The 23,543-nt window shown below is 68.2% G+C and carries 17 protein-coding genes and 1 riboswitch; of the genes, 7 read left to right on the top strand and 10 right to left on the bottom strand.

The genetic code is table 11. The features are described 5' to 3' along the window. Positions 1–35: 35 nt before the first annotated feature. Positions 36–467: a hypothetical protein gene (locus tag V9K91_RS15120; protein ID WP_306990129.1), complete on the bottom strand. Its 432-nt coding sequence runs from the start codon at positions 465–467 to the stop codon at positions 36–38. A gap of 186 nt (positions 468–653) precedes the next feature. On the opposite strand from V9K91_RS15120, the gene V9K91_RS15115 reads away from it, so the two are divergent. The 5 genes from V9K91_RS15115 to V9K91_RS15095 all read left to right on the top strand — a co-directional run bounded on the left by V9K91_RS15115 (position 654) and on the right by V9K91_RS15095 (position 10,107). After that, positions 654–1,286: a TetR/AcrR family transcriptional regulator C-terminal domain-containing protein gene (locus V9K91_RS15115; RefSeq protein WP_336443637.1), complete on the top strand. Its 633-nt coding sequence runs from the start codon at positions 654–656 to the stop codon at positions 1,284–1,286. A gap of 50 nt (positions 1,287–1,336) precedes the next feature. Further along, positions 1,337–2,437, top strand: a complete 1,101-nt coding sequence (locus V9K91_RS15110) for an efflux RND transporter periplasmic adaptor subunit (protein ID WP_184126242.1) — start codon at positions 1,337–1,339, stop codon at positions 2,435–2,437. Continuing rightward, the gene (locus V9K91_RS15105) at positions 2,434–5,499 is read left to right on the top strand and encodes an efflux RND transporter permease subunit (RefSeq protein ID WP_336443638.1); all 3,066 of its coding nucleotides are present in this window, start codon (positions 2,434–2,436) and stop codon (positions 5,497–5,499) included. The genes V9K91_RS15110 and V9K91_RS15105 overlap by 4 nt, the downstream gene beginning before the upstream one ends. A gap of 106 nt (positions 5,500–5,605) precedes the next feature. Then, positions 5,606–7,966, top strand: a complete 2,361-nt coding sequence (locus tag V9K91_RS15100) for a TonB-dependent receptor (RefSeq protein WP_336443639.1) — start codon at positions 5,606–5,608, stop codon at positions 7,964–7,966. A 17-nt stretch (positions 7,967–7,983) separates the two neighbouring features. Then, positions 7,984–10,107, top strand: coding sequence for a phospholipase C, phosphocholine-specific (locus tag V9K91_RS15095; protein WP_336443657.1), 2,124 nt, complete (start codon positions 7,984–7,986; stop codon positions 10,105–10,107). 4 nt (positions 10,108–10,111) lie between these two features. On the opposite strand, the gene V9K91_RS15090 is transcribed toward V9K91_RS15095, so the two are convergent. The 6 genes from V9K91_RS15090 to V9K91_RS15065 all read right to left on the bottom strand — a co-directional run bounded on the left by V9K91_RS15090 (position 10,112) and on the right by V9K91_RS15065 (position 15,784). Then, positions 10,112–10,528, bottom strand: coding sequence for a VOC family protein (locus V9K91_RS15090; protein ID WP_249833474.1), 417 nt, complete (start codon positions 10,526–10,528; stop codon positions 10,112–10,114). Then, entirely contained in the window at positions 10,525–10,995 is a 471-nt protein-coding gene (locus V9K91_RS15085) for an AraC family transcriptional regulator (RefSeq protein WP_249833475.1), read from the bottom strand. Before V9K91_RS15085 ends, V9K91_RS15090 begins: the two co-directional genes overlap by 4 nt. Positions 10,996–11,005: 10 nt before the next feature. Further along, the gene (gene pnuC, locus V9K91_RS15080) at positions 11,006–11,590 is read right to left on the bottom strand and encodes a nicotinamide riboside transporter PnuC (protein WP_283938965.1); all 585 of its coding nucleotides are present in this window, start codon (positions 11,588–11,590) and stop codon (positions 11,006–11,008) included. Next, complete coding sequence (locus V9K91_RS15075) at positions 11,587–13,758, bottom strand: TonB-dependent siderophore receptor (RefSeq protein WP_336443640.1); 2,172 nt, start codon at positions 13,756–13,758, stop codon at positions 11,587–11,589. Before V9K91_RS15075 ends, pnuC begins: the two co-directional genes overlap by 4 nt. A gap of 67 nt (positions 13,759–13,825) precedes the next feature. Beyond that, positions 13,826–13,921, bottom strand: a riboswitch (TPP riboswitch). A 41-nt stretch (positions 13,922–13,962) separates the two neighbouring features. Then, the gene (locus tag V9K91_RS15070; RefSeq protein ID WP_306990122.1) at positions 13,963–15,099 is read right to left on the bottom strand and encodes a phosphotransferase; all 1,137 of its coding nucleotides are present in this window, start codon (positions 15,097–15,099) and stop codon (positions 13,963–13,965) included. A gap of 46 nt (positions 15,100–15,145) precedes the next feature. After that, complete coding sequence (locus V9K91_RS15065; protein WP_068848316.1) at positions 15,146–15,784, bottom strand: response regulator; 639 nt, start codon at positions 15,782–15,784, stop codon at positions 15,146–15,148. A gap of 78 nt (positions 15,785–15,862) precedes the next feature. Here V9K91_RS15065 and V9K91_RS15060 point away from each other — a divergent pair, with 78 nt between their 5' ends. Continuing rightward, on the top strand, positions 15,863–19,441 hold the full coding sequence (locus V9K91_RS15060) for a transporter substrate-binding domain-containing protein (RefSeq protein WP_336443641.1): 3,579 nt from the start codon (positions 15,863–15,865) through the stop codon (positions 19,439–19,441). A gap of 60 nt (positions 19,442–19,501) precedes the next feature. Here the strand turns inward: V9K91_RS15060 and V9K91_RS15055 are convergent, their stop codons facing one another. Next, positions 19,502–19,888, bottom strand: coding sequence for a c-type cytochrome (locus V9K91_RS15055; RefSeq protein WP_068848320.1), 387 nt, complete (start codon positions 19,886–19,888; stop codon positions 19,502–19,504). Further along, a complete protein-coding gene (locus tag V9K91_RS15050; protein WP_068848322.1) occupies positions 19,888–21,564 on the bottom strand; it encodes an electron transfer flavoprotein-ubiquinone oxidoreductase in 1,677 nt (558 codons plus the stop codon). The genes V9K91_RS15055 and V9K91_RS15050 overlap by 1 nt, the downstream gene beginning before the upstream one ends. Before the next feature lie 288 nt (positions 21,565–21,852). On the opposite strand from V9K91_RS15050, the gene V9K91_RS15045 reads away from it, so the two are divergent. After that, on the top strand, positions 21,853–23,016 hold the full coding sequence (locus V9K91_RS15045; RefSeq protein WP_068854495.1) for an acyl-CoA dehydrogenase family protein: 1,164 nt from the start codon (positions 21,853–21,855) through the stop codon (positions 23,014–23,016). Here the strand turns inward: V9K91_RS15045 and trmL are convergent. After that, positions 23,013–23,492, bottom strand: coding sequence for a tRNA (uridine(34)/cytosine(34)/5-carboxymethylaminomethyluridine(34)-2'-O)-methyltransferase TrmL (gene trmL, locus V9K91_RS15040; protein ID WP_095362500.1), 480 nt, complete (start codon positions 23,490–23,492; stop codon positions 23,013–23,015). The genes V9K91_RS15045 and trmL overlap by 4 nt on opposite strands. Positions 23,493–23,543: the final 51 nt, after the last annotated feature.

Raw genomic sequence — 23,543 nt, 5'->3', positions numbered from 1 at the left:
CGCGCCTGACAGCGCGGAAGAAGCACGCGACCGAATCAACGATGCAGCGTGCCCTTGATGCGCGCGTCATCGCCGTTGACGCTTACTTTGCGGATGCCTTCCGGCAGCGCTGATACCACGAACCGGGCGCGATACTCGCAGTAACACGCCGCCACGTACCCACCGCTACTGCTCAGCGTGTAGCGCAGTTCAAGCGTGTCGCCGTCGAGTTCCGCCTCCGGTTTGTCCGCCGTGTCGTAGCCACACGTATCGGCGTTCCGGACCAGGAAGGAGATGGGCTCGGCAATCTCGCTGCGGGCAACTTCCGGTGCGTAGGTCTCCTCGTTCCAATCGCCTTCGCATCCTAGGTACTCGAACTCAGTGAGCAGCCCGGTCCCCGTCTGCGAACGCGACCCACACCCGGTCACCGTCGCTGCCATGGCAATGGCGGCCAACGCAGCAAGACGCAGTCTCAGATTCCCTTCCATGTCCCCATCATCCGTTTCACGCCCGACCTTGGGCCGCGTCCAGCGTGCGTTGTCCACTGGAGGGACGTCAATACTGGCTCCGCGGCGCCTCAACGAAGCACAGCCACGCAGTGCGTGGCTCTACTTGCACGATCCAACCTAACACTGTTAGATTCGCCCCCTAACAACGTTAGGTAGAAGCCCCCAGTGCGTCAACCCATCGCCCGGGACAACATCGTCGAGGCTGCCTTCAAGATCCTCGACGAGGCCGGCATGGAGGGCGTGACCCTGCGCAAGGTGGCCTGCACATTGGGCATCCGCGCGCCGTCGCTGTACTGGCACTTCAAGAGCAAGCAAGCGCTGGTCGATGCCATGGCTGACGCCATGATCGTGGACGTGGCCCGCGACATCCCCGAGGGCCAGCCCTGGCGGCAGACCCTGCTGCAGATCGCCCGCGAGTTCCGCATCGCGTTCAAGGCCCGCCGCGATGGTGCCCGGGTGTATGCCGGCACCTTCCTGGCCACCGAGAACGTGCTGCGGGTGGGCGAGGCCAGCATCGCCGCGCTGGTCGGCGCTGGCGCCTCGGTGCGGTTCGCCGCGACTGCCTCGATGGACCTGGTGTACTACGCGATGGGCTTTGTCATCGAAGAACAGTCCTGGCCCGGCGACGGCAGCATGGAAGCGCTGGGCGAGGCCTTCATGGCCCTGGCCGAAGCGCGTTTCCCGCACTGCTGGGACGCCCGCGAGGTCTGGAGCGAGGTCGATTTCGACACGCGCTTCGAACAAGGCCTCGGCCTCATGCTCGACGGCATAGAACTGCGCCTGGCCCTAACCCCCTGATTCGTTTTCCCTTTCCCCTGTTCCCGCGGTTTCGACACGGAAGCTCCTCCATGCGTGCACCTCTTCTCCGCAGTTCACTGCTCCTGCTCACCCTCGCCCTGGTCACCGCATGCGGCGGCAAGGACGAAAAAGCCGAAGCGGAGGCAGCGGCCGCCAGCTCCGCGCTGCCGGTTTCGCTGGCCACCGTGCAGCAGCAGACCATGGCGCGCACGGTGCTGGTCTCCGGCCCGGTCTCCGCGTACGAGGAAATGCAGCTGGGCGTCGAAATCAGCGGCCAGCGCGTGACCGCGCTGCCGGTGGACGTCGGCCAGTGGGTCAAGCAGGGCCAGGTGCTGCTGCAGCTGGACCACCGCACGCTGGACAGCGAACTGGCCCAGGCCGACGCCTCGCTGAAGCAGGCGCAGGCGGCGCAGGACCTGGCGCGGATGAACTACGAGCGCAGCGCCAAGCTGGCCGCGCAGCAGCTGATCAGCGAAAGCAGCCTGGACGAGCTGCGCGCCAACCGCATCAATGCCGAAGCGCAGACCGCCACCGCCCGTGCGGCGCGTGACGCGGCCAAGCTGCGCCGCGACTTCGCCGATCTGCGCGCGCCCGCCGATGGTCTGATCTCCAAGCGTCTTGTGCAGCCCGGCCAGGTCGTGTCGGGCGGCACCGAGCTGCTGCGCCTGATCCGCGACGGCCGCCTGGAATGGCGCGCCGAGTTGCCCGAAGACCAGCTCACCGGCGTGGCCGTGGGCAACACGGTGGAGCTGCCGTATGCCGGCGCCGTGGTCACCGGGCGCATCCGTGCGGTAACCCCGGGCGTGGACGCGCAGACCCGCACCGGAACGCTGTATGCCGACCTGCCCGAGCCGGGCACGCTCAAGCCGGGGGTGTACGTCGAAGGCCGCATCGTCACCGGCGAGGGCCCGGTGCTGACCCTCCCGACCGCCGCGATCGTGCAGCGCGATGGCCACAGCTATGTGTTCACGGTGAACGACAAGCAGCAGGCCGCGCGGCTGCGCGTGCGCACCGGCCAGGCGGTGCAGGGCCGTACCGCCATCCTCGAAGGCGTCAAGGCCGGCGACCGCGTGGTGGTGGACGGCGCCGGCTTCCTTGGTGAGGGCGATCGCGTGCGCGTGGTGGCCGATGCCAAGGCGGCCGCGAAATGAATGTCTCCGCCTGGGCAATCAAGCGCCCTTTACCCGCGCTGCTGATCTTCTTCGTGCTGTGCGTGGCCGGCCTGTGGGGCTTCTACCAGCTGCCGGTCGCCCGCTTCCCCGACATCGCCTTCCCGATGACCACGGTCACCGTGACCCAGCCGGGCGCCTCGCCCAGCCAGCTGGAGGCGGAGGTCACCCGCAAGGTCGAGGACTCGGTGGCCACGGTCAACAACGTCAAGCGCGTGATCTCCTCGGTCAGCGAAGGCGTCAGCACCACCACCATCGAATTCCAGCTCGAGGCAGACCTGGCCACCGCGCTCGACGATACTCGCGATGCGGTTACCCGCATCCGCACCGACCTGCCCCAGGACATCCAGGAACCGGTGATCTCCAAGGTCGATATCGGCGGTTCGCTGATGACCTACGCGCTGGTCGCCCCGCACATGACCCCGGACGAGGCCAGCTGGTTCGTGGACCGCGACATCTCGCGCGCGATGTACGGTGTGCCGGGCGTGGCCCGGGTCACCCGCGTGGGCGGCGTGCAGCGCCAGGTGCGCGTGGACCTGGACCCCAACGCCCTGATCGCGATGGGCATCACCGCCGGTGATGTTTCGCAGCAACTGGCGCGCATCCAGGTCGAGCGCGCCGGCGGCAAGGCGGAGATCGAAGGCGCGCAGCAGACCATCCGCACCCTGGGTACGGTCGGTGACGCGCAGGCGCTGCGCGACTACTCCATCGCGCTGCCGGATGGCCGCGCGGTCCGGCTGTCCACCCTGGCCACGGTAACCGACGCTGCGGCTGACCCCACTGAAGCGGCGTTGCTGGACGGCGAGAAGGTCGTGGCGTTCTCGATGTCGCGCACCCGTGGTTCCAGCGAAGTGAAGGTGGAAGCCGGCGTGCATGACGCGCTGGACAAGATAAAGGCCGAGCACCCGGGCATCGACTTCCGCCTGGTCACCACGGCCATCGACGAAACCCACCGCTCCTACGATTCGTCGATGACCATGCTGTGGGAGGGCGCGCTGCTGGCGCTGCTGGTGGTGTGGCTGTTCCTGCGCGACTGGCGCGCTACGTGGGTGTCGGCGCTGGCGCTGCCGCTGTCGATCATTCCCACCTTCGCGGTGATGTACTTCTTCGGCTTCACGCTCAACATCATCACCCTGCTGGCGCTGTCGGTGGTGGTCGGCATCCTGGTGGATGACGCGATCGTGGAAATCGAGAACATCGTGCGCCACCTGCGCATGGGCAAGCCGCCGCTGGAAGCGGCGCGGGAAGCGGCCGGTGAGATCGGCAACGCAGTGATCGCCACCTCGTTGACCCTGGCCGCCGTATTCGTGCCGGTGGCATTCATGCCCGGAATCGCCGGCAAGTTCTTCCGCGAATTCGGCTGGACCGCCGCAACCGCCGTGCTGTTCTCACTGCTGGTGGCGCGCCTGCTTACCCCGATGATGGCCGCCTACCTGCTCAAGCCGCATGGCGAGGAGAAGCCCGAATCGAAATTGATGGGCTGGTATCTGGGCTGGGTGGACAAGGCACTGCGCCACCGCGGCTGGACCCTGTGGCTGGCCTTCGCCATGTTCGTCGGGTCGCTGGCGCTGGTTCCGTTGATCCCGGCCACCTTCATTCCGCAGTCCGACCTGGGCCGCAGCAACCTCAATCTGGAGCTTCCACCGGGCACCCGCCTGCAGGAAACCGTGGCCTTGGCCGAACGCGCGCGTGCGCTGCTCAAGGACATGCCCGAGCTGAAGCAGGTCTACACCGCCGTGGGCGCCGTGCTCGACCTGGGTGACCCCAGCGCCACCGGCGTGGGCGAACCGCGCAAAGCGACGCTGATCCTGGACTGGGGCGTGGCCGATGACCGCGACCGCGACCAGCGTGCGCTGGAACGCGACGCGCGCGCACGCCTGGCCAACCTGCCCGGCGTCCGCGTGAGCTATGTCAGCTCCGAGCCCGGCAACCTGCTGCAGCTGGTGTTGTCCGGTGACGACCCGCAGCGCCTGCAGGACGCCAGCACCGCCCTGGAACGCGACCTGCGCGGCATCCAGGGGCTGGGCAGCGTGACCTCCACCGCGTCGCTGCTGCGCCCGGAACTGCAGATCGTGCCCAACGCCGCACGCGCTGCCGACCTCGGCGTGGCCACGCAGGACATCGCCGAAGCGGCGCGCATTGCCACCGCCGGCGACTACGAACAGCGCCTGGCCAAGCTCAACCTTCCCGACCGTCAGGTGCCGATCCGGGTCGGCTTCGCCGAGGCCACGCTGGCCAATCCGGCGCTGATCGGTCAGCTGCGCGTGCCCGGTCGGGATGGCCCGGTGCCGCTGGCCGCCGTCGCCGAGATCCGCCAGGGCAGTGGCCCGTCGCAGATTTCGCGCTACCAGCGCCAGCGCAACGTGACCCTCACCGCCGAACTCAACGGCCGCCCGCTGGGCGATGTGATGACCGAAGTACAGGCCTTGCCCAGCGTCAAGCAGCTGCCGCCGGGCGTGACCTTCCTCAACACCGGCGATGCCGAAGTGTTCGTGGAGCTGTTCATCGGCTTCATGCTGGCCATGGCCGCCGGCCTGATCTGCATCTACATGGTGCTGTTGCTGCTGTTCAACCACGCGCTGATGCCGGTCACCATCCTGGCGGCGGTGCCGCTGTGCGCCGGCGGTGCGTTCGGCGCGCTGCTGATCACCCAGAACATGCTCTCGCTGCCGGCGTTGATCGGGTTGCTGATGTTGATCGGTATCGCCACCAAGAACTCCATCCTGCTGGTGGATTACGCGGTAATGGCCGAAGACGAACAGGGCATGAGCCAGCATGACGCGCTCATCGATGCGTGCCGCAAGCGTGCGCAGCCGATCATCATGACCACCTTGGCGATGGGCGCCGGCATGATGCCGATCGCGCTGGGCTTCGCCGGTGATTCCAGCTTCCGCGCACCGATGGCGATTGCCGTGATCGGCGGCCTGATCACCTCCACGCTGCTCAGCCTGATCGTGATCCCGGCGGCATTCACCGTGATGGATGACCTCGGCGAATGGATGTCGCGCAGGTTCCGCCACCGCTCCACGCACGGCGCGCATTGAGGGAATGACACGTGCGCGCGACGGAACGCCCGTCGCGCGCATGTCATGGGCACGTAACCCCAGCTGCCAATACTGCCGGCCGACCCCACTGCCGCGCCCATGACCGATGCCCACTGCTGGCCGTTATCCCCGTGTCTCGCTGCTCGCCCTGTTGCTTTCTGCTTCCGTACAGGCCATCGCCGCCGAACCGGCCCCCGCCGATGACGCGCGCACGCTGGACCAGGTACAGGTCATCGGGCAGGCCACCAGCTTCGCCAAGACCACCGTGAGCCAGGAAACCCTGCAGCGCCAGCAGATCCTGGGCAGTGTCAACAACGCGCTCAATGAACTGCCCGGCGTGGTGGTGAGCGAAGCCGACGCCACCGGCTCCTCGGTCTGGGGTACCCAGATCAGCATGCGCGGCTTCGTGACCAACCGCGACACGCAGCAGATTGGCACCACCATCGATGGCCTGCCCAACGGCGGCTCCGGCTACGGCGGCGGTTCGCTGGCCAACCGTTACATCGACACCCTGGACCTGGAGACCATTGAAGTCAGCCAGGGCACGGCGGACATCTCCTCGCGCTCCAACGAAGCGCTCGGCGGCACGCTGAACTTCCTTACCAGCGACCCGCTGCAGGACGCGCGCCTGCGCATGGTCGCCGGTGGCGGCGACAACGACGCGCGCAAGTACTATGTGCGCTATGACACCGGCGTGCTCGGTGGCAACACCCGCGCGTGGGTCAGCGCCTCCTCGGCCCGCGTCAACGACTGGATCGACGGCAGCGGCCACGTCAGCAACGATCACCTGGCCGCCAAGTTCATCACCGAGCTCGACCGTTGGACGCTGAGCGGCTACGCCTCGTACAACGATGCCGACGAGCCCGAATACACCAGTGTCACCCCGGAAGCGTTCGCGACCAACCCGGATCGCGACGGGCTCACCGGCACGCTCACCGGCATTCCCTACCTGGACCAGAACTTCCGTTCCGGCTCGCGCGCGCTGCGCGAGAACACCTTCGGCTACCTGCGCGGCGCGTTCGACAGCGGCAACGGCGTCAAGCTCTCGCTCACCGGCTACGCGCACAGGATGGAAGGCCGTGGCGACTGGCTGCCGCCCTACCTGGTGCAGGCGCGCAACGATGGCGCGGGCGCGCCGGAATCGGAATACCTCGGCGGCAGCACCGTGTACGGCGGCAGCGCGCTGGGCCAGTTCTACTTCGTCAATCCCGACGGCAGCGCCGCGCAGATGCGCGCCGGCTGCGTACCGCGCGCCGGTTTCAGCGCCGAGTACGACCCCAACTGCTACGCACCGGGCGTGCAGGGCGTGCAGTCCTACCGCCATTCGCACTACGACAACGACCGCGCCGGCTTCACCGCCGACGTGGAATGGAAGCAGACCCTGGGCACGGTCGACAACACCGTGCGCGCTGGTGTGTGGCTGGAGCAGTTTGATCGCAGCGTGCGCCGCGACTGGCACCGCCTGCTCAACGTCGGCACCGACATCAGCTTCGACCACCAGCCGTACTGGGTGCAGTTCGAAGACCGCTACAAGACTGATGAGCAGATGTACTACGTGGAGGACGTGGCACGCTTCGGGCCGTTCAGCGCACGCGTGGGCGTCAAGCAGTTCTTCGTCGACCAGAAGCGCAACCGCGTGATCGGCAGCGCCGAGAACGTGCGTTCGGATTCGAAGTCCGACCCGCTGGTTTCCGCCGGCGGCACCTGGACCCTGCCGGTGGAAGGGCTGGAACTGTTCGGTGGCTTCTCGCAGAACTTCGCGGCCATTCCCTCCGGCGTGCTTGGCGAGACCGACGCGCAGCGCTTCTCGCGGGTGGAGCCGGAGACCGCCGACAACATCGAGCTCGGCCTGCGCGTGAGCCGTTGGCCCTTGACCGGCTCGCTGACCCTGTACAACATCAAGTTCGACAACCGCATCGTCTACCTGCCCGCGCGGCTGGCCGACGGCATCGATTACCTGGACGAGACCGATGGCGTCTACGAGAACTTTGGTGGCGTGGAAAGCACCGGCCTGGAAGCCGCGCTCGGCTATGGCTGGGACAACGGCTGGCGCATCAATGGTGCCTACACCTACAACCGTTCCAAATACCTGGGCAGCGGCAACGTGGCGCGCGACACCGAACTGGGCATCGTCGACGGTGCACAGGTGATCGGCCAGCCCAAGCACGTGCTGGTGGTCTCGGCCGACTGGCAGGGCGACAGCTGGAACGTGGGCCTGTCCGGGCGTTACCTCGGTGAGCGTTACCTGGATGCAGCCAACGACAACCGCCTGCCGTCGGCCACGGTGTTCAACGCCAACATCGGCTTCGACCTGCAGAACCTGTCGCCGAAGCTGAAGGGCGTGGGCGCCAACCTGGTGGTCAGCAACCTCACCGACCGCCGCTACCTGGCCGGCGTGGACGGCAGCGATTCGGCCTTCATCGGTGCGCCGCGCACCGTGGGCTTCTCGGTGCGGGTCGACCTGTGAGCCCTGCGCGCCCGTCCTTGCCTGACAGCGGCCGGCGCCGGCTGCTGCAGGCCGGGCTGGCCGCCGGCATCGGCGCGCTGATGCCCAGCATCACGCGTGCGGCGGCGATCGCCCCGCATGCGCGCAGCCGCAGCCTCGAGGATGTGCAGCACATCGTGGTGTTCATGCAGGAGAACCGCTCCTTCGACCACTACTTCGGCACGCTGCCCGGCGTGCGCGGCTTCGGCGACCGCTTCGTGGTGCCGGCCGCCCCGCTGGCTGCCGGGCAGCCACGCCGCAACATCTGGTTGCAGCCGAACGCGGCCGGCAGCCACGGCATCGCCCCGTTCCCGCTGGATACCGCGGCGCACTTCGGCTACATGCGCGTGGAAGGCACCCCGCACACCTGGCCCGATGCGCAGCGTGCGTGGGACCACGGGCGCATGGCGCATTGGCCGGCGGCCAAGCAGGACCATGCGATGGGCTACTACCGCCGCGATGACATGCCGTTCCAGTTCGCGCTGGCCGAGGCCTTCACCGTGTGCGATGCCTACCACTGCGCGATGCAGGCCGGCACCAATCCGAACAGGCTGTTCCTGTGGACCGGCCACAACGATCCGCACGCACGCGGCGGCGGGCCGGCCGTGGCCAACTCGCACGACAACTTCCCGGAACTGGGCGGCAACCCCGATTCCTACACCTGGACCACCTACGTCGAGCGGCTGCAACGGTCGGGCATCGACTGGCGGATATACCAGGACATGGCCGACAACTTCACCGACAACCCGCTGGCCGGCTTAGAGCCGTTCCGCCAGGCGTGGCGCGGCGCGCCCGGGCATGACCCGGCGCTGCGCGAGCGCGGGGTCAGCACCCGTGGCTTGGCGCAGCTGCGCGAGGATGTGCTCAAAGGGCAGCTGCCGCAGGTGAGTTTCATCATTGCCGATGCTGCCGGCAGCGAACATCCCGGACCGTCCAGCCCTGCCCAGGGCGCGGCCTATACCGCGCGCGTGCTGGATGCGCTGACAGCGGACCCGGACGTCTGGAGCCGCACCGCGCTGCTGCTGATGTTCGACGAGAACGATGGCTTCTTCGACCACATGCCGCCGCCTGCACCGCCGTCGCGAGATCCCACCGCCACAGGGGGTTGGGCAGGTGCTTCCGCAGTGTCCACCGACGGCGAGTATCACCTGCATCCGTCGCCGGGCAACGAGAAGGCCGACCCGCTCGACCTGCGTGACCGCCCCTACGGGCTGGGCCCCCGCGTGCCGCTGTACGTGATTTCGCCGTGGAGCCGCGGCGGCTGGGTCGATTCGCAGGTATACGACCACACCTCGGTGATCCGCCTGATCGAGCGCCGTTTCGGGGTGGCTGCACCCGAACTGTCGCCATGGCGCCGCGCGGTGTGCGGCGACCTGACCGGTGCCTTCGATTTCACCGCATCCGATGCGCGGCCCTTCGTGGCTTCGCTGCCGGCGACCGCAGCCATCGCCGCGCGGGCGGCGGCGCTGCCCGGGCGCACGGTGCCGGCGCTGCCGGCAGACCTTGAACCGGCAAAGCAGGAACCGGGTGTGCGCCCGGCGCGCGCGTTGCCGTACCGCCCGCAGGCGGAGATCGCGCTGGATGCAGGCAACGCCAAGGTGCAGCTGACCCTGGGGTGCGAAGGCGCCGCCGCGGTACTGCATGTCTACGACCGGCTGCGGCTGGAGGCGATTCCGCGCCGCTACACAGCAGCGCCTAGTGCGCCGCTGCAGGATCACTGGCCGATACACGCAGGGGAAGGCTACGACCTGTGGCTGCTGGGCCCGAACGGCTTCCACCGGCAGTTCCGTGGCGCTGCCAGCGCCGCTGCACCGGTGCAGGCGTCACTGCGCGGGGAGGGCGGGCAGTTGACGCTTCAGCTGCACAACACCACGGCCACCGCGCAGGCCGTCAGCGTACGCGCCGCCGTCTACGCGGGCCGCATGCCGGAACGTGAGCTGCAGCTGGCGGCGGGGCAGGCCATGGAGATCCGCTGGAACGCCGCTCCCACGGCAGGCTGGTACGACCTGGAGATCCAGCAGCCCGGCGTGATGCAGCGCCTGGCCGGGCGCATCGAAGATGGCCGGCCGGGCAGCACCGACCCGGCGCTGGGCACCGGGGCGATGCGCTTTCTGCTCGACTGAGGCATTACGCGCCGGCGGTGGCGCGTTCGATCAGCTTCCAGCCGTTGCCGGACGGATCGCGGAACCCTGCATCCACCGTGCCGTAACGCTCCACCGGTTCCTGGTTGAACTCCACTCCCGCGGCTGACCACTGTTTGTAGACCGCCTGGCAGTCATTCACGGTCAGCACCAGCGGCGGCATTGCGCCCTTGGCCACCAGCGCGTTGAGCGCCTGTGCGGTGGCGGCGTCGTGCACCGGCGGACCGGGCCGGAACAGGCCCAGCTGGAAACCGGGCTGGTCCGGGTGCTGCACGGTGAGCCAGCGGTAATCGCCATTGCCGGCGTCGGTGTGCACCACAAAGCCCAGCTTGCCGACGTAAAACGCGAGTGCTTCTTCCTGGTCGCGCACGTACAGGCCGACCGTTTCAATACCCTGGTTCATGGGACCTCCGTTGTTGGTGGGTCCTTTTTACCGGTCCCGCCCCCCAGCCGCTTCTCCGAAACTGAGGTCTTGAGATCGGGCCGGCCGGCCGCACGCGCGATGCATTCCGGCGCCTGCGCGGCGGTGCCGGCGGCCAGGCGGGTACGCAGCTCGCCCGGGCTCTGCCCGGTGATGTCGCGGAAGATCCGCCCGAACGTGCCCAGGCTGTTCCAGCCGGTCTGCAGCGCGATCTCGGTGATCGGCAGGTCAGTGTCGCGGCACAGTGCCACCGCGCGTTCAATGCGCCGCGTAAGCAGATAGCGGTGCGGCGGCAGCCCGAACGCCTGGCGGAACTGCCGCGCGAAGTAAGCTTCCGACACCGCGCTGACCTGCGCCAGCCGCGCCACCGGCCACGCCTCGTGCGGGGCGCGGTCCATGTAGTCCTTGGCCCGCAGCAGCCGGCGCAGCAGTTCGGGGGTCTGGTTCATCCACGCAAGCCTAGCGCGGTTTTAGTGCCGCCCCGGCATGGCCCGCGGCCGACCACGCGCGCAGGCCCATCACGGCCAGGCCGACGAACACCAGGTACAGCCCGGCGGTGATGTCCAGCGATTTGGCCAGGTACATGCCCACGTAGACCACGTCCACCAAGATCCACAGCCACCAGGTAGCCACGTGCCGGCGTGCCTGCCACCACTGCGCCACCAGGCTCAGGGCGGCCAGCATCGCGTCCAGCCACGGCAGCGCGGCATCGGTCCAGGTGTGCATGGCCGCGCCCAAGGCGATGCCGAACACGATGCCCACGCCGAGGTCACGCAGCAGCTGCCGTCGCGGCAGCGGCACGATTACGATCGCGCCATCCTGCTCGGCATGCCGGTGCCAGCTAAGCCAGCCGTACAGCAGGAAACCGCCGAAAGCGACCTGCAGCAGGGTGTCCGAATAAAGCCGTGCTTCGATGAACACCACCGCATACAGGCCCACCGCCAGCAGTCCCACCGGCCACGCCAGCACGCGGCGCTTGGCCATCAGCCACACCCCCAGCAGGCTGGCGGCGACGGCGCTCCATTCGAGCAGGAGCGCGCTCACAGGCCGAAGGTGACCGACAGGCGCGCCTGGCGCGGCGCACCGGCGAACAGGTAGTAATCGCCATAGCTGCTGCCGGTGTCACGCCAGTAGAAGCGGTCGAATACGTTGTCCACCGACAGCGTCCAGGTCACCGGATGCTCGCGCAGCGCGTGCTGGAAGCGCACACCGGCATCGAACACCGAATACGAGGGTGCCTTGACGCTGCCATCCACCGTGGCCGCATTCGACGAGGCATAGCGCCAGCCGCCACTCACCGCCAGGCCGGCCACGAACGGCAGGGCATAGTCCACATGCACGGCCGCACGCACCTTGGGCACGTTGACCAGCTGCTGGCCGTCGTAGAACGCGGTGCCGGCATCGCGCGCGCGCGCCTGCAGCACGCTGGCGCTGGCGTTCAGCGCCAGCCGTTCGGTGACCTGGCCATTGGCGGTCAGCTCCAGCCCGGTGTGGGCCTGGGTGCCTTCCTGCACGAAGGTGAAGCCGGCATCGCTGGCGTCCGGCTTGGCGTACTGGAACGGCTGCGTGGTGCGGAATACCGCTGCGCCCAACATCAGGCCGTCGGTGGCGGCGTACTTGACCCCCAGCTCGCGCTGGCGCGACTGCATGGCCGGCAGGAAGGTGCTGCCGTTGGAGGTCCAGAACGGCGCTTCCTGGCCCAGCGACAGGCCTTCCACGTAGCTGGCGTACACGTTCAGCTGTTCGGTGGCCTGCCACACCAGTGCGGTCTGTGGCAGGAACTGCGACAGCCGGCTGTGCCGTTCCGGGGTGCCGCGCTTGTCGTAGGCGCGCTCATCCAGGCGCACGTAGCGGCCGCCGGCCAGCCACTGCCAGTCATCGCCGACGTGCATGCGGTCCAGCGCGAACACCGCGCGCTGCCAGCTGTCCAGGCGCCGCGCGGACGGGCCCGGCTGCAGCGGCGAGGGATCGAACACGGGTACCTGCGCATCGCCGATGTTGGCCGTGCCCACGTACTCGTTGACGTTCTGGCGCTTGTCCACGGTGCGGTGGAACGCGCTCAGCCCCACCGACAGTTCGTGTTCCACCGCGCCGGTGCTGAAGCGGCCGCGCAGTTCGCCGCGTGCCTCGTCATTGCGGCGCACATCGTCGGGGCTGCGGTAATCGTAGATGTCGTAGTCGCCGTTGGGCGCGAAGTAGTTGCCCGGTACGCTGCCATCGGCGCAGCCAGCAGCGTAGTAGCAGCCGTACGCAAAGGCGACGTTGTCCTGGATCACCGAGCGGCTGTGGCCCACCGACACGCGCGACTGCCAGGCCGGGCTGAAATCGTAGGTATGCAGCGCGGTGAGGTTGGTGCTGTCGATGCCGACCGGCTGCTGCCACGGCTGGTGGCCCAGCATGCGGCTGCGGTCCACGCCGCGCGGCAGTTCGCTGCCGCCCAGCAGCTGGTAACCGGACGCCGAACGCTGCGCGCTGGTCTGGTAGTTGGCATCCACTTCCAGCTTGCCGTGTTCGCCGATCAGCCAGTCGGCGGCCAGCGAATAGAAGTTGCGGCGGCCGTCGGCATGCTCGATGTAGGACGAGGTGTCATCCCAGGCCGCGTTGAAGCGCAGCCCGAAGCGCGGGGTAAGCCAGCCGCCCAGGTCCACCGCCGCGTAGCGCGAGCCCTCCGAATCGGTGGCCAGGGTGACGGTGCGCACATCGGCGGGGCGCTTGCCGACGTAGTTGATGATCCCGCCCGGGGCCATCACGCCCGCGGCCAGCCCGGCCTCACCCTTGAGGATTTCCACCTGCTGCACGTTTTCCAGCGCCAGCCGCTGTTCGCCGGCGATGGACAGCCCGTTGAAGCGGTAGCCGGTGGCCGGGTCCAGCGCGAAGCCGCGGATGGCGATGTTCTGGTAATAGCCCACCGGTGCGTAGCTGTCGCCCAGCGACGCGTCGTGCCGGGCCAGCTCGGACAGGGTGCGTACCTGCAGGCGGTCCAGCAAGGCGCTGTCGAGCACGTTGACCGAGGCCGGGGTGTTCTTCCAGTCCGCGCTGCCAAAGCTGCTCGACGGTGCCAGCGGCGCGGCGGGCTTGCGCGCCTGTACGCGGATGCCGGCCAGGTCGGTGGGCGAGCGCTCGCTAGCGGCGCTGTCGGCGTCACTGGCGTACAGCGGCAGGGCGGCGCAGAGGGCGGCGGTCAACAGCGTGAGGCGGTAGCAGCGGTTCATTCGATTCGTCATCAGCCAGAGGAGACGAAGCGACGGCGCGCAGGCGCACCGGCCCGCAATGGGGGATGCGCTCGCTGCTCAAGCTCCCTACGCCGGTGCAAACCGGATCAGGTTCCAAGGGACTCTCTCAGCCTGGCAACGCCAGGCACCCCCGCTTCAGCGGCTAGTTTCACACCAATCGGCCGCCGTTGCGACCCCGGTGGTTCAGGCAGCGGCGTGCAGGGCATCCAGCAGGGCCCGGCCCGGGCGGCTGGCGAACCAGTCGGCATGGCCCAGCAGGAACGTGTGGTACGCCACGTCGGCGTTGGCCGGCGAGCCGGTAACCCCTTGGAAGTACTCCACTTCCGAAAGGGCGAAGTCCAGGTGCACCACCGGCAGCAGGTCGGCCAGCAGGTGCACCTGGGTGGCCCCCAGCGGCCGTACCTGGCGGTATCCGGTCAGCAGCGCCAGCGCGATATCGGCATGCGCCACCGGGCCATCGCCGCCTGCATCCAGCCACGCGATGGCATTGCGCTCGATCGCGGTGGCCAGGTCGAACAGGGCACTGGTCGGCGAGGCCAGGCCGAAATCGAACACGGTGGCGATCGACGCCGTGGCGCCGTGGCCGTGCCAGAGCAGGTTGGAGACGTGCCAGTCGTTGTGCCCCCACAGCACCGGCTCGGCGGCCAGGCGCTCGCCCAGGGCCGCGTGCCAGGGCAGCACCGCGCGCTGCAGGTCGTGTTCCCAGTGCTGGCGCGACAGGTAGCCGGCCAGCCCCGGTCGGGCGGGCAGCTCACGCTTCAGCAGTGAAAGCGGATCATGGGCGCGGATCAGGTCATCGCGCGCCACCAGCACGTGCGTGCTGCGCTGGGGCGCGGGGTAGCTGGCCGATGCAAGGTGCAGGCGGGCCAGCATCGCACCGGCAGTGCGCGCCTGCGCAGCATCGCCGAGCGGTGTCCAGGAGGGGCTGTCGCGGTACAGATCATGGCCGTCACCCTGCGCGTGCAGTTCGTAGGTCCAGTCGCCATGGGCGATCGCGGTGGCGCCGTCGTAGGCCTGCAGCACCTGCACGACCGGGAGTCCGGCAGCGGCCAGGTGCGCGATGAAACGGTGCTCTTCGGCCAGCACGTCGGCCGTGCGCACGCTGCGATGGTGGCGTTTGATGAAGCAGCGCCGTGATCCGCACTCCACCAGCGCGGCCGCTGAAAACGGTCGCGGGCTGTGCCACACCATGTGGCAGTCGCCCTCAAGCGCCGGATACTGCCCGCGCAGCCAGGCAAGTTCGGCGTCGTCGATTGCCGGCCAATCTGCGGCGACGTCATCGTTGTCCAGGCCCTGCACGCGGTGATCGGTGTTCGTCATTGAAACGGTGGTGTCAGCAAACAGGGCATGGATCGATGACGCACCTTCAGAAGCGGTGGATCTTGATGTAATCGAACAGATCGGCGTCATTGTCCAGGCCAAGCTTGAGCATGGCATCGCCTTTCTGCCGGCTGATGGTGCTCACGCTCTTGTGCAGTTTCGCGGCGATTTCCTTCACGATCAGGCCGCTGCCCAGCAGGCGCAGGACTTCCACCTCACGGGGCGACAGCGCGCGTGCGCGATCGTCGCCCATGCCCTCCGTGCCGATCTTGTCGATGCGTTTTTTCAGGGTCCGGCTGACATACGGCTGGCCGCGGTGCACGGTCTGGATCGCCACCGGCAGTTCTTCCATCGACGAGGTCTTGTCGACCAGCCCGAGCACGCCGGTTCCAACCACCATGCGCAGGATCGCCAGGTTGTTGGAGACGCTCAGCATCAGCACCGGCAGGTCCGGATAGTGACGGCGGACCTGGCCGATCATGGCAAAACCGTCAGGCTGGCCGCCGCCGGGCATGGAGTAATCGGTGACCAGCACGTCGCACTCCTTGACCTTGAGCACGGCCAAAAGCTCATCCACGCTGCTGGCTTCGGCCACCACGTGGCCCACGCCACTGGATTCGATCACGGATTTGGTGCCGATGCGGACCACCGGGTGGTCGTCGGCGATGATTATGCGCAAGCTCATGGAATAGTATGGCCGTTAAGGCAGCGGCCCCTCGGGGCACGTCGCGGTGGGCGGATCACTCCTGGGAGAACTGACAGCATGCGTACCTCGGTTGTCCGCTGGCTGGTCGTGCTGGGCCTGGTGATCGCGCTGGGCGCCATCGCGGCTCCGGCGCCTGCACCGTCGCTGTCACCGCGCCAGGCTGAATGGATCGACCGGAACCCTACCATCTTACTGGGGCTGTACGACAGCGGCTGGCCACCATTCGAATTCATGCACAACGGCCGCCCCGATGGACTCGGCTACGACTACCTGATGTTGTTGACCCGGCAGCTCGGCGTGCGTGTGAAGGTGCGGGTGTATCGCGATTGGGCAGATGTGCTGGATGCGGCATGCCGGGGCGAGGTCGACGTGGTGATGAACATCACCCTCACCCCGGACCGCACCCGCTGTATGGTCTACACCGGCTCCTACGCCGATGCGCCGTTGGCCCTGGTGGGCCGGGTGGGCGATACCCGTACCTCAAGCGACCCGGACCTGGCCGGGCTGCGCGTGGTCACCGAGCAGGAATTCCTCACCAGCAACCAGTTGCGTTCACGCTTCCCCGCCGCCCGCCAGGTGACCGCGCCCAATACCCGGGCCGCGCTGGCGATGGTGGCCCAGGGCAAGGCCGATGTGTACATCGGCAATGCGCACGTCGCCAGCACCCTGATCCGCGAGCAGGACATTGACGGTATCGCCCTGCTGCGGCCCAGCGACCTGCCGCCCGAACGCCTCCACTTCGGCGTGCCCAATGCCCGCCAGCCGCTGGCCGAAGCGCTCGACAGCGCGCTGTCCACCGTGACCGCCGCGCAGCGCGAGGCGCTGTACAAGCGCTGGCTGCCGCCACTGCAGTGGTCGGCGCAGTCGCGGCTGATCCTGGGCCAGGCCGAACGCCGCATCCTGGCCACCCCGTTGCGCATGGGCTATGCGCCGAACGGGGCGCCGCTGTCGTTCATCGATGCGGCCGGCGAACCCAGCGGGGTGGCCGGCGATTACCTGCGCCAGCTGCGCATGGTCGGGGCACAGTTGAACCGCGTGCCCGCGCACGACTGGTTCGAGGTGCGCGAGCAGATGCGCCGCGGCGATGTCGATGTGGTGATGGGCATGCCGAACGATGCGCATTACCTGGGCGATGACTGGGTCTTCAGCCAGCCCTTCATCAGCGTGCCCAACGTGATCGTCACCCCGAACAACAGCCGTTCGGTGCTGGGGCTGGGCGACCTGGACGGGCGCAGCATCCTGCTCTCCGACCCCGAGCGCCTGCGCGGCTACATCCTCCAGTACGCACCCAAGGCGCGCATCGTGCCGGCGCGCGGCGTTGAGCAGGCACTGTCGCGACTGGCCAATGGCGACGCCGATGCCTACGTGGGTAACCTGGCGATGGTGGACCGCGTGGTTCGCGAGGTGTATCCGGCCAAGCTGCACGTGGCCGCGCCGGCGGGTTTCAGCGACCAGCTGTCGCTGGCCGTCAAACGCCAGTATGCGCCGCTGGCCACCACCTTCGACCGGGTGCTGGCCAACCTCACCCCACGCGAGCACGCCGCCATCCGGGGCGACTGGTTGCTGGCCGAATACCGCACCGGGCTGGACTGGCGCTCGGTCGCGCGCTGGGCGGTGCCGCTGTCGCTGGTGCTGCTCACCGGCATCATCGTGCATGGCTGGGGCTACTGGCGGCTGCGCCGCGAGGTCGGCATGCGGCGGCGGCTGGAACAGCGGCTGGTGGAAGTGACCGACAACCTGCCGGCGATCGTCTACCAGGCGCGCCGTGACAGCGATGGCCGGGTGACGTTCCCGTACATCACCGGCGACCTGCAGTCGATGTTCGGGGTCAGCACCGCCGAAGTGGTCGCTGATGAAACCCGCTTGGTCGACCAGATCGACCCGCGCGACCGCGAGGCGGTCAACCGCGCGCTGCACGACGCCGCGCGCGATTTCTCCGCGCTGGACATGGAGTTCCGCACCAGCCCGCACGGCGCCGTGCGCTGGGTGCGCACCCGCGCATTGCCGTATGCCGCCGAACACGGTGTAGTGCTGTGGAGCGGTTACTGGGTGGACGTGACCGAAGCGCGCGCACAGGCCGATGCCCTAGCCGCCGCCAAGTCCGACGCCGAACGGGCCACCGCGGCCAAATCCAACTTCCTGGCCACCATGAGCCACGAAATCCGCACGCCGATGAGTGGCGTGCTGGGCATGGTCGAAGCGCTGTCGCACACCGACCTGGATGGCGAGCAGCGGCGCATCATCGCGGTCATCGAGGATTCGGCGCAGATGCTGCGGCAGATCCTGGATGACATCCTCGACTACTCGCGCATCGAAGCCGGCGCGTTGCCGCTGGAGCCGCAGCCGGTCATGCTGCGCAGCCTGCTCGACAACGTGCAGCAGCTGCTGTCGCCACAGGCTTCCAGCAAGAACCTTTCGCTCAGCCTGGAGGTCGATCCCGCCGTCGCCCACCAGCACCTGGTCGATGGCATGCGGCTGCGCCAGATCGTGTTCAACCTGCTCAGCAACGCCATCAAATTCACCAACGAAGGCGCGGTGACCATCGCATTGAGCGTGGAGCGCGATGATGAGATGGCGCAGGCCTTGCGGCTGACGGTGGCCGACACCGGTATCGGCATCTCACCCGAGCAGCGCGAACGGCTGTTCAAACCGTTTGCCCAGGCCGATGTGGCCATCACCCGCCACTACGGGGGCACCGGGTTGGGCCTGAGCATCTGCCAGCGCCTGGTGGGGTTGATGCGCGGGCGACTGGAGATGCACAGCGTGCCGGGCGAGGGCACGCGCGTGGAGGTGCTGTTGAGCCTGCCGCTGGTGCCCGGTGAGGAAACCGTGCGTGACGAGCAGCGCCCCGGCGGCGATGTCGACCCGCTGCCGCCGGGCCAGGCGCGGCGCCGGGTGCTGGTGGTGGAAGACCATCCCACCAACCAGGCCCTGATGCGCTGGCGGCTGCAGCAGCTGGGGCTGCAGCATGAGCTGGCGGTGGATGGCGAAGCCGCGCTGGCGTTGCTGGCATCCTCGCATTTCGACCTGGTCATCACCGATTGCCGCATGCCGGTGATGGACGGCTACACGCTGACCCGGCGCATCCGCGAGCGCGAACGTGGCAGGGGCCAGCGCATGCCGGTGCTGGCGCTCACCGCCAGCGCGCTGGCCGAAGACGTGCAGCGCTGCCGCGAAGCCGGCATGGATGACCTGCTGGCCAAGCCGGTGGCGCTGGCCACGCTGCGCCAGGCGCTGCGCCGCTGGCTGCCCTCGGACGATGCGGACGACGCTGTGCGTGACGCCACGCCGCCGGTGGAAGCCGTGCCTGCGGCGGCGCCCACGCGCGCGGCGATCGTGCGCCGCTTCGGTTCCGAACACGTGGCCACGGTGCTGATCGACAGCATGCGCCAGGCCACCGCCGACGACCTGCAGCGCGGCTGGGAAGCGCGCGACATGGGCGACAGCAACACCGCGGTGGAGGTGCTGCATCGTATTGTCGGAGGGCTGGGCACGCTGGGCGCCGAAGCACTGGCCACCCAGGCGCGCGCGCTGATGCAGCGGATTCCAGAACAGGGCCTGGCGGCCAGCGCCGACGACATCCGCGCGTTCGAGGACGCCTTGCAGGTGTACCTGGCCAGCTTGGACGAGTCGTAGGGACACCCCATGGGTGTCCGCGCGGAGCCTGATCGAAGCGCAGACACACATGGGGTGTCCCTACGGCTGTTCCTTCAGGTATTCGATGACCAGCCGCCTGCGCTCCGGATCCGCCGTCGCATTGACCATCCTCGAGCCCGGCACCACGGTGGCCGGTGAGCGCAGGAAGGCATCCAGGGTCTGCTCGGTCCAGACCAGGTCGGCGCGCTGCATCGCAGGCGAGTAGGGATAGCCGGCCACGCTGCCCGCGCGGCGCCCCAGCACGCCGTGCAGGTTGGGACCGAAGCGGTGCACGCCGCCGGCAGTGACCGTGTGGCAGCCACCGCAGATCGCGAACGCACGCTGGCGTTCCTGCTGCCGCGCCTGCTCGGGCGTCTGCGGCGTACGTGCGCACGCGCCCAGCAGCAGGCAGCACAGCAGCACCAGCAACCGGCGCGGCAGCCGCATCACATCGCCGGGTAGTTCGGCCCGCCGCCACCCTGCGGAGTGACCCACACGATGTTCTGGGTGGGGTCCTTGATGTCGCAGGTCTTGCAGTGCACGCAGTTCTGCGCGTTGATCTGCAGCTGCTCGTGGCCTTCGCTGCCGACGAATTCGTACACCCCGGCCGGGCAGTAGCGCGCTTCCGGCCCGGCGTACTCGGCCAGGTTGACCCGTACCGGCACGCTCGCGTCCTTGAGGGTCAGGTGCGAAGGCTGGTCTTCTTCGTGGTTGGTGCTGCTCAGGAACACCGAGCTGAGCCGGTCGAAGGTGAGCACGTTGTCCGGCTTGGGGTACACGATCCTGGTGTGCTGCGATGCCGGTTCCAGGCACTCGTGGTCGGCCTTGCTGTGGCGCAGCGTCCACGGCGGGTTGCGGATGCCCAGCTTGGGCAGCAGCCACTGCTCGATACCGGTCATCAGCGTGGCCACGCTGCGGCCCTTCTTGAACCACTGCTTGAAGTTCTTGGACTGCTTCAGCTCATCATGCAGCCAGCTGCTCTCGAACGCGGCCGGGTAGGCGCTGAGCTCATCGCGCTGGCGATCGGCCGCCAGCGCGTCGAAGGCGGCATCGGCGGCCAGCATGCCGGTCTTGATCGCCGCGTGGCTGCCCTTGATCCGGCTGGCGTTGAGGTAGCCGGCTTCGCACCCGACCAGCGCACCCCCGGGGAACACGGTCTTGGGCAGCGACAACAGGCCGCCGGCGGTGATCGCGCGCGCGCCATAGGCGATGCGCTTGCCGCCTTCCAGGTGCTTGCGGATCGACGGGTGGGTCTTGAAGCGCTGGAATTCCTCGAACGGGCTCATCCACGGGTTGCGGTAATCCAGCCCGACCACGAAGCCCACCGCGACCTTGCCGCCGTCGGCGTGGTACAGGAACGAGCCACCGTAGGTATCGCTGTCCAGCGGCCAGCCGGCGGTGTGCACCACCAGGCCCGGCTCATGCTTGGCCGGGTCGATCTGCCACAGCTCCTTGATGCCGATCCCGTACGCCTGCGGGTCCTTGCCGGCGTCGAGCTGGAAGCGTGCGATCAGCTGGCGGCCCAGGTGGCCGCGCGAGCCTTCGGCGAAGATCGTGTACTTGGCATGCAGTTCCATGCCGCGTTCGAAGTTGGGCCCGTGCGAGCCATCCTTGCGGATGCCCATGTCGCCGGTGGCCACGCCCATCACCGCGCCGTTCTCGTCGTACAGCACTTCGGCGGCGGCAAAGCCGGGGAAGATCGCCACTTCCAGCGCTTCGGCCTGCTGGGCCAGCCAGCGGGTGACCTCGCCCAGGCTGATGATGTAGTTGCCTTCGTTGTGGAAGCATTCCGGCAGCAGCGCATGCGGCGTGCTGCGCGCGCCCTCCGGGCTGAGGAACAGGAATTCGTCGCGGGTGACCTTCTGCTTCAGCGGCGCGCCGCGTTCGGCCCAGTCCGGGAACAGTTCGGTCAGCGCGCGGGTATCCATGATCGCGCCGGACAGGATGTGCGCGCCGGGTTCGGAGCCCTTTTCCAGCACGCACACCGACAGCTCGCGGCCGGCCTCGATGGCGCGCTGGCGCAGGCGGATCGCGGTGGCCAGGCCGGCAGGGCCGGCGCCGACGATCACCACGTCGAATTCCATGGCTTCACGCGGGGGCAGGGCAGTGGTCTCTTCGCTCATGGGGGTGCGTAACTCGTGGGTAGTGCCGTCCCGGCCGGAGCCGGCGGCGGTTGCCTGGGAATCGCGCGCGACGTGTCACTGCGCAATGCTGGATCAGTACATCAGGGTACCGGTAGACGCCGTTTCCGCCTAGTTCGCCGACGTTGGCTACCGCATGCTGCGCCGCACCAAAGACGGTAGAGCCACGCCCTGCGTGGCTTGGCGGCAGCGTGCTGCGCCCGGCCTTGGCCGCCCTCCGGGCCAGGCATCACAATGGAGGTCCTGCTACTGCCCCCGATGTCGCCGCCCATGGCCCTCAATCCGTACGATCTGTTCGATGTCCGCTCGCTGCTCACCGAAGAGGAACGCGCGGTGCAGGCCACGGTGGCGCGTTTCACCGACGAACGCGTGCTGCCGATCATCGGCGACGCGTTTGACGAGGGCCGCTTCCCCGATGAACTGATCCCGGAAATCGCCTCGCTCGGCCTGCTCGGCTCCAGCCTGCCCGAACAGTACGGCGGTGGCGGCCTCAACGCGGTCAGCTACGGCCTGATCTGCCAGGAACTGGAACGCGGTGACTCGGGCCTGCGCAGTTTCGTTTCGGTGCAGAGCTCGCTGTGCATGTACCCGATCTTCGCCTACGGCAGCGAAGAACAGCGCCTGCGCTGGTTGCCGGACATGGCGGCCGGCCGGGTGATCGGCTGCTTCGGCCTGACCGAAGCCCACGGCGGTTCCGACCCGGCGGCGATGAAGACGCGCGCGGTGCGCGACGGCGGCGACTGGGTGATCAACGGCAGCAAGATGTGGATCACCAGCGGCCCGGTGGCCGATATCGCCATCGTCTGGGCGCATACCGAAGACGGCATCCAGGGGTTCGTGCTGGAAAAGGGCATGGCCGGGTTCACCACCCAGGAAATCAAGCACAAGATGAGCCTGCGCGCCTCGCTCACCGGCGCGCTGTTCTTCGACAACGTGCGCGTGCCCGAGCGCAACCGGCTGCCCAACGTGCAGGGCCTGAAAGGCCCGCTGGGCTGCCTCAACCAGGCCCGCTACGGCATCAGCTGGGGGCCGATCGGCGCGGCCGTGGCCTGCCTGGACGAGGCGTTGAACTACACCAAGGAACGCGTGTTGTTCGGGCGCCCGGTGGCGGCCACCCAGAGCGCCCAGATCAAACTGGCCGACATGGCCCGGCGCATCACCACCGCGCAGCTGCTGTCACTGCAGTTGGGGCGGTTGAAGGATGCCGGCCAGCTGCAGCCGCAGCAGGTCAGCCTGGCCAAGTGGAACAACTGCCGCATGGCGATCGACATCGCCCGTGAGTGCCGCGACCTGCTCGGCGGCGCCGGCATCACCACCGAACACGTGGCGATCCGGCATGCGTTGAACCTGGAATCGGTGATCACCTATGAGGGCACCGAAACCGTGCACCAGCTGGTGATCGGGCGCGAGTTGACGGGGATCAACGCGTTTTAAGCGCCGCCGGCGAATCCGCTCTGGCGCCACGCTTCGTACATCACCACGGCGACCGTGTTGGACAGGTTGAGGCTGCGGTTGTCCGGCTGCATGGGCAGGCGCAGGCGGCGGCCGTGCGGCAACGCATCCAGCACGTCCTGCGGCAGGCCACGGGTTTCCGGGCCGAACAGGAACGCATCGCCGTCTTCGAACTGCTGGGTGTCATAACGCACGCTGCCGCGGGTACTCAGGGCGAACAGGCGCTTGGGCGCGATCACCTGCAGGGCGGTATCCAGGTCCGGATGCACCTGCAGTCGAGCGTATTCGTGGTAATCCAGGCCGGCGCGCTTGAGCTGCTTGTCGCTCAGGTCGAAACCGAGCGGCTCGATCAGGTGCAGTCGCGCGCCGGTGTTGGCGCAGAGCCGGATCACATTGCCGGTATTCGGGGGAATTTCCGGCTGGAACAACACAACATGGAACGTAGGGTTGGCGGTCATTCGTGCATTTTACGCCGCGACCCCCTGGCAGGTATCGACCGTCGGTCGATA

Source organism: Stenotrophomonas sp. CCNWLW57 (genome assembly GCF_037203925.1).
Lineage (GTDB): Bacteria > Pseudomonadota > Gammaproteobacteria > Xanthomonadales > Xanthomonadaceae > Stenotrophomonas > Stenotrophomonas rhizophila_A.
Note: the sequence above shows the minus strand (reverse complement) of the source record. Positions and strands in the feature narration are given on the sequence as shown.